Below are 14,789 nucleotides of genomic sequence, written 5' to 3' on the forward strand. Positions count from 1 at the left end.
TTTCACCACGTTAACACATCGCACCTCACCTGCTGGCCGTCTCGCAGCCGGATGTTTCGGTCCTCCGCCGAGATCGTCAGCCCCGCCAGACCTTCACGGTTGATCATCTGCCGTCCTCTGGCAGGCCGCGGCATTTCCATGGCGATGTACTGCCAGCATTGGGAGTTGCTGGTTCCCCATGCAAAAGGTTTCAGCTTCGCCCGGTCCAGCAGCTGGCCAAGCGTGGCACCTTGCGGCAGGTGGTAATGCCCGGGGCGTCGAAACCCTTGCAGCACCGTCACCTGGATCGTTCCAGGAAGCGATGCTCCATAATGGGGCATCGCTTCGGCGCGCAGCGTTTCATAGGATGACGCGCAGCCCGTCAGGCACAGAGCCATGACGATGAAAACGACCGGGCCGGCAATGACTGCGGCGGCTTTCTGGAGACGGACGGCCTGGCTCATGGGAGCTCTCCCATAAGCCCGGAACCACCCTTCTTCAATCTTCCTGCGCCACCGGATTCTTCGGCTTGAGGATGAAGTAAAGCACCACGCTGATCAGTACCACCGCCCCCGCGATCAGCGGTGCCGTGCGCTGCGCCGCATCCGTGCTGGTGATGGCGCTCTGCACCCGCACCACGATCAGCGAGGCGCACACCAGCGCTCCCAGCACCGGCACAAACGCCGGAGGCTCAAAGCCCCCCTTCGGCTCATCAGGTCGGCGCTTCAGAATGATCAGCGAGATGTTCACCACCGTAAACACGATCAGCAGCAGCAGCACCGTGGACTCCGCCAGCTGCTTCACCCCACCGCTCAGGATCAGCACCGACACGATGCCAAACAGCACAAACACCGCCACATGCGGCGAGTGCCGCGTGGGGTGCAGACGGCCCAGCACCGCCGGCAGCAGCCCCTGCCGGCTCATCCCATACAGCAGCCGCGATCCCATCAGGTAGTTCAGCAGCGCCGTGTTACCGATCGCGAAAATGGTGATGAAGGCATACACCGGCTTGATCCCCGTGAACCACGGCGCAGCCCGCCGGGCCACCTCCATCAGCGGCGCGTCACTCTTCGCCAGCTGCTGCCAGGGCACCACGGACACCGCCGTGATCGCCACCGCCAGATAGATCATCGTGGCCAGCACCATCGCGCCGATCAGCCCCAGCGGCACATTGCGCCCCGGGTTTTTCACCTCCTCGCTCACATTCAAAATGTCCTCAAAACCGATGAACGAATAAAACGTCAGCACCGCCCCCTGCATGATCAGCGCCATCGTGATGCCCGAGCCCGTACCGCCCGCCGCCGTGTCCCCCGGAGATTCCAGGTAGTTCACCCCGCCCCAGTAGCGCACACCGATGATGATGATGAAAATCAGCCCGCTGGCCTCGATGATCGTGCACAGGATGTTCAGCCACATGCTCTCCTTCAGGCCGCGGTAGATCACACAGCCCACCAGGCCCACCACCCCGATGGCGCACAGCTTCACCACCATGTCCGCCAGCTGCCAGCCCATCAGCTCCTTGACCTGCCCGATGATCGCCTGCGCCCCGGTGGCCATGCTCGTCAGCCCGCTCATCATCACCGCGATGCCGATGATGTAGCTCAGCAGCGGCTTGCCCAGCCCGCGCTGCGTCACATACGCCGCACCTCCCGCCTTGGCATACCTTCCTCCCACACACGCATACGTCAGGCCCGTCAGCAGCGCGCCCACCATCGCCATGATGAAGGCCAGCCACATCGCATTCCCCAGCCCCGCCGCCGCTTTGCCGATCAGCGCATAGATCCCCGCCCCCAGCATGGACCCCAGACCATAAAACATGATCTGCCAGGGTCCGAGAGTCTGCTGCAGTGACGGCTGGGAAGGGGAAGAGTCGGCCATGCCTACGCTAGTAGCCGAGATCATGCCGCGCTGGAAGACAAAAAGAGGCCGCCCGCATCGCACAGTTCGGCGAGGCGGGCGGCAGGGCTTTTCAGACGCTGTCGGCTCAGAGATTACAGCACGGGGATCTGGCGCGGCTTGGCCACTTCTTTCAGTGGCAGGCGCAGCGTCAGCACGCCGTCTTCGAGCTTGGCCGTCATCTGCTCCTCATCCACCGGCGTGTTAAGGCGCAGGCGCAGGAGGTAGCTCAGCGGGGAGAGCTCGCGGTGCAGCGTCTTCATGCCTTCCGGCACGGTGGCGTTGCGTTCACCCCGGATGGTTAGGATGCTGTCTTCGAGGTCGATCTTCACGCCGCCCTTCGGCACGCCGGGCATCTCGACGCGCACTTCATACGCTTCGGCGTTGCCATTGACGTTGTAGAGGGGCTTGCGCAGAGATTCAGTGACGCCGGAGGTGGCTGGAGCGCAGGAGCTGGGAGAGCAGGTCGTATTCATGGTAGTTTTAAAGATAAAGGGATGGGATTGGAGTTGGGGGAGATGGGGCGGATTAGTTCAGAGTGATCGTGCGCGGCTTGCTGCGTTCCTGCTTCGGCAGCGTCACGGTCAGGATGCCGTCTTCGAGCTTCGCGGAGATGGCTTCGGCGTTCACCCCTTCAGGCACCGACACCGAGCGCGTCAGGCTGTAGGAGCTTTCTTTGTCGCCGTCCTTCTCGCGCTTTTCCACGGCCACGCTCAGCAGGCCGTTGTTCAGCTCGATTTTGACGTCTTCCTTCTTCACGCCCGGCACTTCAAAGCTCGCCAGGTAGTTGTCTTTGTCTTCATGCACATCCACGGCCAGCTTGTCATTGGCCACGCCGGGGAAGACCTCGCCGAGGTGGTTGAAAAACGTGCTCAGAGAAGGCATGCCCGCAAACGGATGGCGGAACCATTCGTCAAAGTCGGAGACGCGGTTGAGGCTGAAGGGATTGGTGCGGATGAGTTTCATGGCTTCGGATGGTTTGGTTTGAGTTTTGGGGTTGGAGTGATGTTCCGCTCCATACTCATGCATCAGTCGTGCCAGCCCCATTTTCACACCATCAAAACATTGATAACCAATGATTTGAAAAACATCACCCCGTTTTTCCCCACGCTCCGCCGAGCCTCATTGTGCCACAAAATTGGCACCTCTTGTCACATCACTGAGACATTTTTGCCAAATCACCGCAGCCTTCAAAAAGCTGCCCCCCTGCTGGGCCTTCACGACGCCCACGACACCTCAATTCCCGCCCAAGAACCATTCGTGAAAATTCGCGGACATTCCCCGTCATTCGTGTTCAAAACACTCAGCTCATGCTCATGACGTCTCCTCGGTGGGCCGGCAGCGTCCTCAAACAGCGCCGCTGCACCACGAAAAGCTCCGCCGCCCCATTCCGATCACCACCCTAGGCCTTGGCCGCAGCCTTCTTCTTCGCCTTCAGGTTCAGCATCTCCACCGCCATCGAAAAGCCCATGGCAAAGTAGATGTACCCCTTCGGAATCTCAAAGTGGAACCCCTCTCCGATCAGCGCCGTCCCGATCAGAATCAGGAAGCTCAGCGCCAGCATCTTCACCGTGGGATGGCGCGCCACAAAATCGCCCACCGCCTTCGCAAAAAACATCATGAACCCCACCGAGATCAGCACCGCTGTCACCATGATGGAAATGTGCTTCACCATCCCCACCGCCGTGATCACCGAGTCCAGGGAGAACACAATGTCCAGCAGCGCCACCTGCACCATCACCGCGCCAAACGCCGCCCCCTTGCCCACGCTGCTCCTCACCTCGCCCTCGGGGTCGCCTTCCAGTTTCTCATGGATCTCGTGCGTGCTTTTGTAGATCAGGAACAGCCCGCCAAAGATCAGCACCAGGTCCTTGCCCGTGATCGTGTGCCCCAGCAGCGAAAACAGCGGCGCCGTCAGAGACATCACCCACGTGATCGAAAGCAGCAGCAGAATGCGCGTCAGCATCGCCAGCCCCAGCCCCATGAACCGCCCCCGCGCGCGCTCCTCCTCAGGCAGCTTGTCCACCAGGATCGAGATGAACACAATGTTGTCGATCCCCAGCACAATCTCCAGCACGCACAGCGTCAGCACCGCAACCCACGCCTCCGGGCTGGCAACCCAGGAAAAATCAAACACATTCAGATTGGCGGTTACAGCAGCGGCGGCAGAGGCGATCATCGTGCGCCGATGCTAGCGGTAAATGCCGCCTAGGCAATCGCCGGAGAAACTTTTGCTCATTTTGCAACGCCAGCTCCGCCTCCCCCCAGCCGTTTGAATCAAAGCATTTTTCGAATCGCAAAACCCGTTCATAAATGCGCCCATGCCTCCTGCCAGTCTCGTCGATCTCGAAGAACAGCTCAGCCGTCCCACCCCCGCCGTCATCGAGATGATGAGCCGCCTGCCCGGTGACATCATCATCCTCGGTGCCGCTGGCAAAATGGGCCCCTCCCTCGCACGCATGGCCAAACGCGCCAGCGACGAAGCCGGCACCCAGCGCCGCGTCATCGCCGTCTCCCGCTTCAGTTCCCCCGGCTCCGCCGAGACGTTCCAGCAGCACGGCATCGAAGTCATCTCCTCAGACCTCCTCTCCGCCAACGCCGTCGCCTACCTCCCGCATGCCCCCAACGTCATCTACATGGCCGGCATGAAATTCGGCTCCACCGGCCAGGAGGCCATGACCTGGGCCATGAACGCCTGGCTCCCCGGCCTCGTCTGCGAGCGCTACCACCGCAGCCGCATCGCCGCCTTCTCCACCGGCAATGTCTATGGCCTCGTACCCCTCGGGAGCGGTGGCAGCCGTGAAGAAGACGCCCTCAATCCCAAAGGCGAATACGCCATGAGCTGCCTCGGCCGCGAGCGCATCTTCGAATACTTCAGCCAGACACGCGGCACCCCCGTCTCCCTCATCCGCCTCAACTACGCCTGCGACCTCCGCTACGGCGTCATGGTCGACATCGCCCGCCAGGTCTGGAACGGCCAGCCCGTGGACGTCACCATGGGTTATTTCAACACCATCTGGCAGGGCGATGCCAACGCCCTCTCCCTCCTCAGCCTCGCCAAGGCCCAGAGCCCCGCCTGGACCGTCAACCTCACCGGCACCACCACCCTCAGCGTGCGCGAAGTCGCCACCCGCTTCGGCAAACTCTTCGGCAAGCCCGTCCAGATCACCGGCAAGGAAGCCCCCGACGCCCTCCTCAGCAACCCCTACCGCAGCTTCGTCGACCTCGGCGTCCCCTTCATCCGCGACGAAGAACTCACCGAATGGGTCGCCCACTGGATCTCCCACGGCGGCGAATCCCTCGGCAAACCCACCCACTTCGAATCCCGCGACGGGAAGTTTTGAAGGCGGGAACAAGGACGAACAACACTCGACAGGGATCTTTCCCATCCAATACTTGAGCGCATGAGTGCTGCGCGGAAAATCTGGTTCTTCATCGCCATGCTCTACGCCATCACTTGGATTGGTGGCTTCCGTCTCCATTCTATTGCTTTGAAAAAGCAGGCGCAGTCACTTTATGACGAATGCCGTAAAGCTGAGGCTGAAGCTGCTGTTGATCGAGCACATCTGGGACTAGCCCCCTATCAATCGGATCTTCTGCCTGGTGGCCCGGTCGCGACAACTAACTAGTGTATCCCAATATTGCCGGGAGTCTTGATCGCAGACTCTGAATACATCATCGCTTCACTTTGGGGTGGAGGCGGAATCCGGATTTTAATATTTTATGGGTCAGGTTTATGGGACAGCGAACCCATTGGAGGATGGGTCATGTGACTGCTGAAAGCAGTTTTGCCTAACGTCAAAACCCTACTCCGCCGCCCCCGGCCTCAGCCAGTACAGCACGCTCATCCTCACCGCGATGCCATTCTCCACCTGCTGGTTGATCAGGCACTTCTCGTAGCTCATCCCCGCGTCCGTGATCTCCACGCCCCGGTTCACCGGCCCCGGGTGCATCAGGTGCAGCCCGCGCTCTCGCAGCACCTTCACCCGCTCATCCGTCAGCCCGTAGTTGCGGTGATACTCCGCCGAGCTCGGGATCAGCGGCTCATCCAGTCGCTCTCCCTGCACTCGCAGCAGATAGATGACGTCCGGCTTCCACTCAAAGGCGTCCGTCCAGTTCCCAAACTGCGGGATCTCCTGCGGCACCTCGCGCGGCATCATCGAGCCCGGCGCCAGATACGCCACCTGCATGCCCAGCCTGCGGAAAATCAGGCTCGTGCTGCGCGCCACGCGCGAGTGCTGGATGTCTCCCACGATCAGCGCACGGCAGCCGCGCAGGTCCTTGTGGATCTCCCGCAGCGTAAAGGCATCCAGCAGCGCCTGCGTCGGGTGCGCATGCCAGCCGTCACCCGCATTGATCACACTCGCCCGCGTGTTTTTCGCGATCAGGTTCGGCGTCCCCGCCTGCTTGTGCCTCACCACGATGTAGTCCACCCGCATCGCCTCCAGCGTCTCCACCGTGTCCAGCACAGACTCCCCCTTCACCACGCTGCTCGACTCGATGTCAAAGTGCGTCACGTCCGCAGACAGGCGGCTCGCCGCCACCTCAAAGCTCGACCGCGTCCGCGTGGAGGGCTCGTAAAACAGCGTCAGCATCGTCCGCCCCTTCAGCGTCGGCACCTTCTTCACGCTGCGCTTGAACAGGTCCTTGAACGGCCCGGCGTTGTCCAGCACGAAGGAGATTTCCTCATCCGTGAGCGAGGCGATGTCGAGGAGGTCTTTGCGCGGGGTCATCTTGCTGGAGCTTGGGTTTGCACGGTGCAGGCGTCCTGGCCGTCCACTTCTTCAAATCGCACGGCCACCCGTTCTTCAGGCGCCAGGGTCACCTTCAGGGCGGAAAAATCCGGCTGCACGGGAAACTCACGCCCGCAGCGGTCCACCAGCACCGCCAGCTGCACGCGTTTCGGGCGGCCAAAGTTCAGCAGCTCATCCAGCGCCGCACGCACGCTGCGCCCGGTGTAGATCACCTCGTCGCACAGCACCACGTTCAGGTCGTCGATGTCAAAGGCGATGTCAGACCCCTCCAGCTTCGGCACCATCTGAAAGGTGTTCAGGTCATCCCGGTACTGCGTGATGTCGATCGTGCCCAGAAACACCTTCACGCCCCCGAGCTTTTCGATCTCCGCCGCGATCCGCTTCGCCAGCGGCACCCCGCGGGTAAACACCCCCACCAGCGCCAGGCTCTCCGCCCCGGCATTCGCCGTCAGGATGCTTTGCGCCAGAGCCTGCACCCCTGCGGCCATCTGCATTGGGTTGAGGAGCGTGCGTTCATTGCCTGGCATGGTGAAAAAAGAGGGTCGCCGACACTCCGGCGATTCGTGAGGTTGTCAAATCAGGCGATCACCGCAGCACCACAGAAGTTTCACACTCGGGCCGCCTCCAGGGTTGCAAAGCAGGCCCGTATTTGGTTTGATGTCTCCATGCACCGACTTCCCCGCACCGTTTTGATGCTGGCCCTTTCCGGACTCCTGGCCAGCTGCGATGTTCTTCGCGAAAACAAGCTGCTCATCACCACGCACGTGCAGACCGCACAGCTCGAGCACCCCAGCGAGATCATGCGCCTCCCCATCGGCGGCCAGGAGATGACCTTCAAAAAATCCCCCGAGTTCAGCCAGCGCAGCATCTCCGCCTTTGAGCCCTTCGAGGCGGAAAACAACGAAGGCTACGGCGTCGTCCTCCAGCTCGACACCAAAGGCCGCAACGCCCTCGACCTCGCCTCCCGCGAGTATCACGGCATGGTCTTCCTCACCCTCATCCACGGCATGCCCATCGACATGGTCGAAATCGACAAGCCCATCACCGACGGCCGCTTCATCATCTGGCGCGGGCTCTCCAAACAGACCATCGATGAAATGGACAAGTTTTACCCGCGCATCAAATACATGAAATCCTCCTCCCGCTGGATGGATGACATGATGCCGTCCACCTCCAAGGAAAAGCTCAATTCACGCAGGGAAGCCAAAGCCCTGGAGGCCGCCGAAAAAGCCGCCGCGCGCGACAGGGAACGTGGAATCGTCCCAAAGGTGCCCAAGACCAATGACATCCCGCTTGAAGGCTACAAACTGCCCGGCACCAGATGATCCGCCTCGCCCTGTCATTGTCGCTGCTCTCCGTGCTCACCGGAGCCCTGCCCGCACAGCAGCTCCGGCTGCCCACCGCCAACCACGCCCTGTTTGAAGCCCCCCCGGACTTCTTCCAGTTTGTGGACCGCGACTTCGACGGCGCCAAGACCACCCCCTGGGAGGGCGGTCAGTTCGGCTTCGTGCGTGACCCCCGCCACATCGGCAGCCGCATCGCCTACGCACGCTTCCACGAAGGCCTCGACATCAAACCCCTCCAGCGGGATGCCAGAGGCAATCCCCAGGACGAAGTCGGCGCCATCGCCGACGGTGTCGTGGTCTATGCAGCCGCCGCGGCAGGCCTCAGCAACTACGGCCGCTACGTCGTCGTGCGGCACGACTGGGGCGGCAGCCCTTATTTCTCCCTCTACGCCCATCTCGCAGCCGCCCATGTCAGCGTCGGCCAGAAGGTCAGGGCAGGCACCACCCTCGGCATCCTCGGTTACACCGGCAGCGGCATCGACCAGCGCCGCGCCCACCTCCATGTGGAGCTCAATCTCTTCCTCTCCAGCCGCTTCGAAGCCTGGCACAATGCCAGTTTCCCCACCCCCAATCATCACGGCCTCTACAACGGCCTCAATCTCATCGGGCTCGATCTCCAGACTCTCTACCTCGCGCAGCAGAAAAATCCCGGCCTCACCGCCGCCAGCGCTGTGCGCGCCACCGAAAGCAGCTACCGCGTGGCCGTCCCGGGAGACGCCGAGATGGAGATCCTCAAAAACTACCCCTGGCTCCTGGACGGCCCTCGCCAGTCCAAGCCCGCCAGCTGGGAGGTCACTTTCAGCCGCTGGGGCCTGCCTCTCGCCGTCAAAGCCTCCTCCACCGCCGTCGCCGCCCCTGCCGTCACCTGGGTCAAAGACTCCGGCCTCCCTCACTACCTGTACACCCGCGGCTGCGTCACCGGCAGCGGCAGCACCGGCAAACTCACCGCCGAGGGTCTGCGCTTCGTGAAGCTCGTCTGCGGCTGGTTCTGACCGTAGCACAACCGTCCCGCTCGCCGCAGCATCGGCCCGTAGAGCAACCGTCCCGCCTGCCCTACTCCGGTTTGTAAAACCGCCCCATATACTCAAGGATTTTCTCCCGTAGCTCATCCCCGTCCACTGGCCCATTGTGGCGGTAGATCACCTCGCCACCCGGTGCCACCACCAGCGTGTGCGGGATCGGCCCCGGCCACTCAGCATCCAGCGCTTTGATCAGCCCATCCTGGCTCGCCTCGCTAAACACATACGCATTCCCCTTGCGCCCCTCCGCCTTGAGCGAGGGCTTCAGCTTCTCCGGCACCACCGCGTTGTGCTTCTCCAGAAACGCCTTCACCTCCCCCATGTCCTTGGGGTCGTCCATGCTGATGCTGATAAACTCAAACTCACGCAGCCCAAACTTCCGCGAAGTCGCCACCAGCTGCGGAAACTCCTCCACACACGGCCCGCACCACGTCGCCCACACGTTGAACATCCGCACCTTCTTCGTGTCGTTCTTGCGCAGCGCCTCCACCCCCTTCGCGTCGATCAGCTCCACCTCCACCTCGCCCTTCTCCCACTTCTCATTGTCCGCCGCCAGCAGCTTCCGTTTGTCGATCCATTTCGTCGAGCATCCATGCGGCTTCGTCACCTCCACCGGCACCGGCTTCCCCGCCACCAGCGCCTCGATCGCATTGCGCGCATCCGGCGCCGTCACCGTCGCCTCATCCGCATAGCGCGAATCATCCAGCCGCCCCTGGTACCGCAGCTTCCTATCCTGGTCGAAAAGGAACACATGCGGCGTCGCCAGGCACCCATACGCCAGCGCCGTCTTCTGCGTGTCCCCGTCGTAGAGGTAGGGAAACGTAAAGCCCTGCTCCTTCGCGTGCAGCTTCATCTCCGGGAAGCTGTCGTTGTACTTCGAGTACCCCAGCTCATCCGGCCGCAGCGCCGCCGGGTCATTCGGATTGATCGCCACCACCTTCAGCCCCTTGCCCTTGTAGTCCTTCTGCAGCTTCTTGATACGCCCCTCCACCGCCTGCGAAGTCGGGCAGTGATTGCTCAGAAACGCCACCATCAGCAGCTCCGCGTCCGCGTACTCCTTCAGCGTGTGCTTCTCCTCATCGATGCCCACCAGGTCAAAATCAGGCGCCGCATCACCAATCTTCAGCTCATGAAACCCCTCCGGCATCGCCGGCTTCTTCACCTTCGGTGTTTCCGCAGGGCTCAGGGCCGGAAGCAAGGCTGCCAGCAGGGTGATTGCGATCTTGTTCATGGTCTCGATCATTCGTTTTTGACAGCCTGGCATTTCCAACACACTTCAAACGCGGCGGGATTCGATTCTTTGCACTCCTGGCAGAGCCATTCGCTGGCATTGCCCGCAGCACCAAAATGCTCCCGCAGCAGTGCCACCGCCTCCTCGGCACGCTCTTCATCCACCACACACAGCCGCGGGTCGTTCAGCGGCGTGTGTGAGAACCCAAAGATGCTCGGCCCCAGCGTACGCGTGTTTTCGTTTTGGATGAAACTGGCGATGCCCGCCGATTCGAGAATGTTTTTCGCGAAGCCCACACGTGTCGAGTCTGGATCCACAAAGACTGCTGTCATGCTTCAGACTCAAGCATTCCTGCACCAACTTGACCAGCCTCAACCCTCAGTTTTTCCAAACCCAGTCCCCGAGGTAGTCTGCCCTGCCGATGCGCTTGGCATCTTTGCCCTCCGGGCGCTTGCCACCGTCATCCTTGCAATCCCGTGCGATGGACCAAAGGGTGAAGGACCCGCCCTCGACACGGTAACGCATCGGCTCTGCGTCGATGGGATCCTGCGGAACGGCGGAAAGAAATTCAGGGACCAGTTCCGCCAATGTGGACGGCAGCTTCGAATGAGAGAGTCGATAACGCTCTAGCGCGATGGCAGCGATCGACTGGCGCCTCAAAGTTTCGGCATAAATCGCTTGTCCGATGATCATCTGGTACGCGGGAAAGCCAAGCACAGTCAGCACATGATGCGGCGAAGTCATGCCCCGATGCTCCTCCAACAAGATCTCCATTTCTTCAGAGCTGCGCAAAAGGCTTCGCCCATCACCATCCTTCACCGGCTTGCGCAGGTAGTCAGATCCTATCCGCAGCACATTGGCGGCATTGTGATCGAACCAGCCCGCTGGAATCATCCGGATCACCGCCGACGCGTACCAAGGTGGCTCAGTCTGATCGGACATGATCTGGATTTGCGAGCAGACACTGACGCAGTCATCACGGTTCCGCTTGTACCATTCAATGCTCTCCAACTGCCAGACCAGTTCGCTGTGAATGGCCTGCCGCAACGAACGCTTGAAGTCCAACCGCTCCAGATCAGCCTGAAGTCGGGACAATTGCAAAGCCGAGTTCGTGTGGCTGTGGAGCAGGAGCCAGATGGAATTCGAATCAAAAGTGGCCGTGGTGATGGCACAGAGCAGTCCGATCAGCAGCGGCTCTTTGCCCAAAGCCTGGGTAAAGCGCTGCGACGCCTGCATGGAGCGCACCGCACTTTCCGCGTCACCCGCTGCCACGGCAAACTGCGCCCGCAAGGCAAGGCCCTTCGCGGCTTGAAGCGCACCGCTCATATAGGGGCCAGGACGTTTATAAGGCGCACCAACATGCTCATGTCCGACTGCAGGGTCAAAGCACGCCTCGGGTCGCTCCACCGCAGCATCACTCAATTCCTTGAGCAGCGGATGCATCCTGTCGATCGCTGCCAGGACTTGAGCTGCATCAGCATTCGGCGGTGTATCGATGAAGGAGATTTCAGAAAGGTAGGCTGCCGCGCTCTGCGCATCAAAGGGCTCACCCAGTACGCAACCGCCATTCAAATTGGGCCAGGGTGTCTTGGGGTTCTTCCCAGAAGCCGCAAGCCCCCAGTCGATAGACCGAAGTTTTTGAAGCAGCGCTGAATTATCATCGCTCTGCTGGGTTGAAATGCCAGCAAGCTGCTCAATGGCCAAAAAGTTCGAACCCGTCGGACCCGGCTTCGGCCGGAGCTGCTCAGAGTCGAGCGTTCCCCCTTCCTCGATAAAAGCTTCCTTTGCCTTCGCAAGGGCTCGGGCTCCCGTCCAATTTTCCAGCACAACACCCAGCAGGCACAGGAGCCCAAGCCCCATCACCAGCGTGGCGAAAAAGCGGAGAGACAAAAAGCGCTTCATCATCTGGAAAATCACACCTCAAACTCATCCGCCGGATCAAAAGGCGGCATCGGCACATTGATGATTTTGAGCTTCCCCACCGCCCGGTGCACACACCCCGGCCGGATCATCACCGTCGTCATCGGCTTCAGCGGCACGATCTGCCCGTCCACCTCCAGATGGCCCTCACCTTCCAGCACAATGTAGATCTCCGTCATCTTCTTGTGGTAGTGCGCCTTCGAATCCGCGTGGATGTCCGTCAGGTGCACCGTCGCCAGCGTGTTCCAGTCCTCCTTGAACGCCCTCCTCGCCTGCCCGCAAGGACACGGCGTCGGCGGAATTTCATCCAGCTGGGCAACGGCGAAACGAGGTTCAGACATAAAGAAAAGGGTTCACATTTTTACAACGCCGCCAGCGCCGCCGCAGCCACCTCCGCCGTCTGCTCCAGGTCATCACGGCTGTGCGCCATGCTGATGAATCCCGTCTCAAACTGGCTCGGCGCAAAGTAAACGCCGTTGTCCAGGCAGTGGTGGAAGAACTTCCGGAACGCCGCCAGGTCTGACGTCTTCGCATCCTGCAGGTTGTGCACTTCCTTCTCCGTGAAGAACAGGCAGAACATGCTCCCTCGGCGGTACCACCGGTAGTTCAGCCCCTTCTTCTTCAGCACTTCCAGCACCGCGTCCTCCATGATCTGCCCCAGGTTTTCCAGCAGCGCGTAGCCGTTCTTCTTCTCCAGCTCACGCAGCTGCGCCAGACCTGCCGCCAGCGCCACCGGGCTGCCGCTCAGCGTCCCGGCCTGATACACCGGCCCGACTGGCGCCAGCTTGTCCATGATGTCTGCACGGCCACCAAAAGCACCCACCGGCAGCCCGCCGCCGATCACCTTGCCCAGGCACGTCAGGTCCGGCGTGATCTTCTCCAGCTCCTGCACCCCGCCTCGGGCCAGACGGAAGCCCGTCATCACCTCGTCAAAAATTAAGAGCGCCCCATGCTTCGCCGTGATGTCCCGCAGCTTCTGCAGGAATCCGGGCTTCGGCAGAATCAGCCCCGCATTCGCCGGGTAGGGCTCCACGATCACACACGCGATCTCGTGCCCCTGCTTCTCAAAAAGCTCCTCCAGCGCCGCCTCATCATTAAACGGCAGCACGCTGGTCAGTTCGGCAAATGCCTTCGGCACCCCCGCGCTGTCCGGGTTCCCATGCGTCAGCGCCCCGCTGCCCGCCGCCACCAGCAGGCTGTCCGAATGCCCGTGATAGCACCCGTCAAATTTCACCAGCCTCTCACGCCCCGTAAACCCACGTGCCAGACGGATCGCCGACATCGTCGCCTCCGTGCCGCTGCTCACCATGCGCACCTTCTGGATGCTCGGCACCCATTCACAGATCGTCCGCGCCATCTCCACCTCATAAAGGTTCGGGATGCCAAAGCTCACGCCTTCTTTGGCCGCATTGTGGATCGCCTCGATCACCGGGATCGGCGCATGCCCCAGAATCGCCGGGCCCCACGTCCCCACGTAGTCGATCATGCAGCGGTCATCCACATCGTAGATCCGGCAGCCTTTGGCGCGTTTCACAAAGAACGGGTCACCGCCCACATTGCGGAAGGCGCGCACAGGAGAGTTCACTCCGCCGGGGATGTATTGCTTGGCGAGGTCGAAGAGCTTGGTGGAAAGAGGTCCGTTTGGCATGGTTGGGGTGGGAAAGGGATACGGGAGCGCGGACACTCCTGTCCGCCCATCCGGTCCGTTTGGGGTGGTAAGGAATACGCGGGAGATTTTAGGCGTCGAACAAAAGGTTGCCCGGAACCGTCAGACTCGGCTACTCTCAGCCCAAATCCCAGCCTCCCTGCCTATGAAAGCGCTCTGTTTGGTTCTCCTCACCCTTTGCACCACCCAGGCCGCCCGCGCGCAGTCCGTCACCTCCTCCCCACGCAACCGGTCTTCGCTCACCACCGTCGAGCCCGGCACCTTCGCCGTCGAGGGCATGACGCCCAGACCCATCCCTCTCAAAGTCCAGATCGAGGCCCCCGTCTATCCCACCAGCAAGCTCCAGGGCGCCCTCGGCTCCTTCGCCCCCGGCACGATCGTCACCCTCCTGGCCATGTCAGACACCGCCTACCGTGTCCGCGGTCGCGCCCGCCATGGCGACGTCGCAGGCTGGGTGCGCATGAACGAAGTCATCTCCGCCGTGCCGAACCTGAACGAGAACCTCAAAAAACTCTATGAGCGCACCAAGCTGGTGGAAGAGCTCATCCTGCGCAGGCAAGTCGCTCTCGGCATGACCAGCCAGGAAGTCCAGGCCTCCCTCGGCAGGCCCACCCGCAAGTCCAGCAAGATCACCGCCGCAGGCAAGGAGGAGCGCGTCGAATATGCCATCTACGAGCAGGTCCCGCAGACCACCACCGGTGTCAATGCCTTCGGCCAGATCGTTCAAACCGTCGTCTACATCCGCGTCGAAGTCGGCACCCTCAGCCTGAGTTTCAAAGACAACGTGGTCTCCGAAATCGAAGAAACCAAAGGCAATCCCCTCGGCGGCGGCGGTGCCCGCACCATTCCCCCACCCGTCGGCGGCTTCTAAGCCACCCATCTCCTGTCGGGCCCCGCATCGCCTCCACCACGCGGTCAAACTTCGGCAATCAACAATCGATTGCTCGTCAATCGTCCATCACGCACGCCCAGAGCGCT

17 protein-coding genes are annotated in these 14,789 nt (G+C 61.5%); 5 read left to right on the forward strand and 12 right to left on the reverse strand.

The features are described from left to right. Positions 1 to 2: 2 nt before the first annotated feature. The 5 genes from ACZ5WW_RS13285 to ACZ5WW_RS13305 form a co-directional block, all read right to left on the reverse strand. The gene (locus ACZ5WW_RS13285) at positions 3 to 443 is read right to left on the reverse strand and encodes a hypothetical protein (RefSeq protein ID WP_377168335.1); all 441 of its coding nucleotides are present in this window, start codon (positions 441 to 443) and stop codon (positions 3 to 5) included. A gap of 34 nt (positions 444 to 477) precedes the next feature. Continuing rightward, positions 478 to 1,857, reverse strand: a complete 1,380-nt coding sequence (locus tag ACZ5WW_RS13290; protein WP_377168337.1) for an APC family permease — start codon at positions 1,855 to 1,857, stop codon at positions 478 to 480. 113 nt (positions 1,858 to 1,970) lie between these two features. Further along, positions 1,971 to 2,351 carry an Hsp20/alpha crystallin family protein gene (locus ACZ5WW_RS13295; protein WP_184339709.1) on the reverse strand — a complete coding sequence of 127 codons (381 nt, stop codon included), beginning with the start codon at positions 2,349 to 2,351 and terminating at the stop codon, positions 1,971 to 1,973. A 52-nt stretch (positions 2,352 to 2,403) separates the two neighbouring features. Beyond that, complete coding sequence (locus tag ACZ5WW_RS13300) at positions 2,404 to 2,841, reverse strand: Hsp20/alpha crystallin family protein (RefSeq protein WP_377168339.1); 438 nt, start codon at positions 2,839 to 2,841, stop codon at positions 2,404 to 2,406. A 436-nt stretch (positions 2,842 to 3,277) separates the two neighbouring features. Further along, complete coding sequence (locus tag ACZ5WW_RS13305) at positions 3,278 to 4,054, reverse strand: TerC family protein (protein WP_377168341.1); 777 nt, start codon at positions 4,052 to 4,054, stop codon at positions 3,278 to 3,280. Positions 4,055 to 4,196: 142 nt separating this feature from the next. Here ACZ5WW_RS13305 and ACZ5WW_RS13310 point away from each other — a divergent pair, with 142 nt between their 5' ends. Then, positions 4,197 to 5,219, forward strand: coding sequence for an NAD-dependent epimerase/dehydratase family protein (locus tag ACZ5WW_RS13310; protein WP_377168343.1), 1,023 nt, complete (start codon positions 4,197 to 4,199; stop codon positions 5,217 to 5,219). A 96-nt stretch (positions 5,220 to 5,315) separates the two neighbouring features. Next, a complete protein-coding gene (locus ACZ5WW_RS13315; protein ID WP_377168344.1) occupies positions 5,316 to 5,504 on the forward strand; it encodes a hypothetical protein in 189 nt (62 codons plus the stop codon). 177 nt (positions 5,505 to 5,681) lie between these two features. Here ACZ5WW_RS13315 and ACZ5WW_RS13320 read toward each other — a convergent pair whose 3' ends face one another. Together ACZ5WW_RS13320 and pyrR are read right to left on the reverse strand one after the other, a co-directional pair. After that, the gene (locus ACZ5WW_RS13320; protein ID WP_377168346.1) at positions 5,682 to 6,608 is read right to left on the reverse strand and encodes an aspartate carbamoyltransferase catalytic subunit; all 927 of its coding nucleotides are present in this window, start codon (positions 6,606 to 6,608) and stop codon (positions 5,682 to 5,684) included. Beyond that, positions 6,605 to 7,156 carry a bifunctional pyr operon transcriptional regulator/uracil phosphoribosyltransferase PyrR gene (gene pyrR, locus ACZ5WW_RS13325; protein WP_377168348.1) on the reverse strand — a complete coding sequence of 184 codons (552 nt, stop codon included), beginning with the start codon at positions 7,154 to 7,156 and terminating at the stop codon, positions 6,605 to 6,607. Before pyrR ends, ACZ5WW_RS13320 begins: the two co-directional genes overlap by 4 nt. A gap of 138 nt (positions 7,157 to 7,294) precedes the next feature. Between pyrR and ACZ5WW_RS13330 the strand changes: the two genes are divergently transcribed. Both ACZ5WW_RS13330 and ACZ5WW_RS13335 read left to right on the forward strand, forming a co-directional pair. After that, the gene (locus ACZ5WW_RS13330) at positions 7,295 to 7,954 is read left to right on the forward strand and encodes a hypothetical protein (protein WP_377168350.1); all 660 of its coding nucleotides are present in this window, start codon (positions 7,295 to 7,297) and stop codon (positions 7,952 to 7,954) included. Continuing rightward, positions 7,951 to 8,967 (forward strand): murein hydrolase activator EnvC family protein, encoded by a 1,017-nt coding sequence (locus tag ACZ5WW_RS13335; RefSeq protein ID WP_377168352.1) that lies wholly within the window; start codon positions 7,951 to 7,953, stop codon positions 8,965 to 8,967. The genes ACZ5WW_RS13330 and ACZ5WW_RS13335 overlap by 4 nt, the downstream gene beginning before the upstream one ends. A gap of 61 nt (positions 8,968 to 9,028) precedes the next feature. Here ACZ5WW_RS13335 and ACZ5WW_RS13340 read toward each other — a convergent pair whose 3' ends face one another. From ACZ5WW_RS13340 to hemL, 5 genes are read right to left on the reverse strand one after another with little or no spacing between them, the layout of a single operon-like run. Continuing rightward, a complete protein-coding gene (locus ACZ5WW_RS13340; protein ID WP_377168354.1) occupies positions 9,029 to 10,225 on the reverse strand; it encodes a redoxin family protein in 1,197 nt (398 codons plus the stop codon). 8 nt (positions 10,226 to 10,233) lie between these two features. Further along, positions 10,234 to 10,557, reverse strand: coding sequence for a putative signal transducing protein (locus tag ACZ5WW_RS13345; RefSeq protein WP_377168356.1), 324 nt, complete (start codon positions 10,555 to 10,557; stop codon positions 10,234 to 10,236). A gap of 46 nt (positions 10,558 to 10,603) precedes the next feature. Then, entirely contained in the window at positions 10,604 to 12,130 is a 1,527-nt protein-coding gene (locus tag ACZ5WW_RS13350; protein WP_377168358.1) for a hypothetical protein, read from the reverse strand. An 8-nt stretch (positions 12,131 to 12,138) separates the two neighbouring features. Next, positions 12,139 to 12,486 (reverse strand): cupin domain-containing protein, encoded by a 348-nt coding sequence (locus tag ACZ5WW_RS13355; RefSeq protein ID WP_377168360.1) that lies wholly within the window; start codon positions 12,484 to 12,486, stop codon positions 12,139 to 12,141. A gap of 20 nt (positions 12,487 to 12,506) precedes the next feature. Beyond that, positions 12,507 to 13,793, reverse strand: a complete 1,287-nt coding sequence (hemL, locus tag ACZ5WW_RS13360) for a glutamate-1-semialdehyde 2,1-aminomutase (protein WP_377168362.1) — start codon at positions 13,791 to 13,793, stop codon at positions 12,507 to 12,509. Positions 13,794 to 13,956: 163 nt separating this feature from the next. Between hemL and ACZ5WW_RS13365 the strand changes: the two genes are divergently transcribed. Beyond that, a complete protein-coding gene (locus ACZ5WW_RS13365) occupies positions 13,957 to 14,682 on the forward strand; it encodes a hypothetical protein (RefSeq protein ID WP_377168364.1) in 726 nt (241 codons plus the stop codon). The last annotated feature ends 107 nt before the right edge of the window (positions 14,683 to 14,789 follow it).

It is taken from the genome of Prosthecobacter fluviatilis, assembly GCF_055388355.1.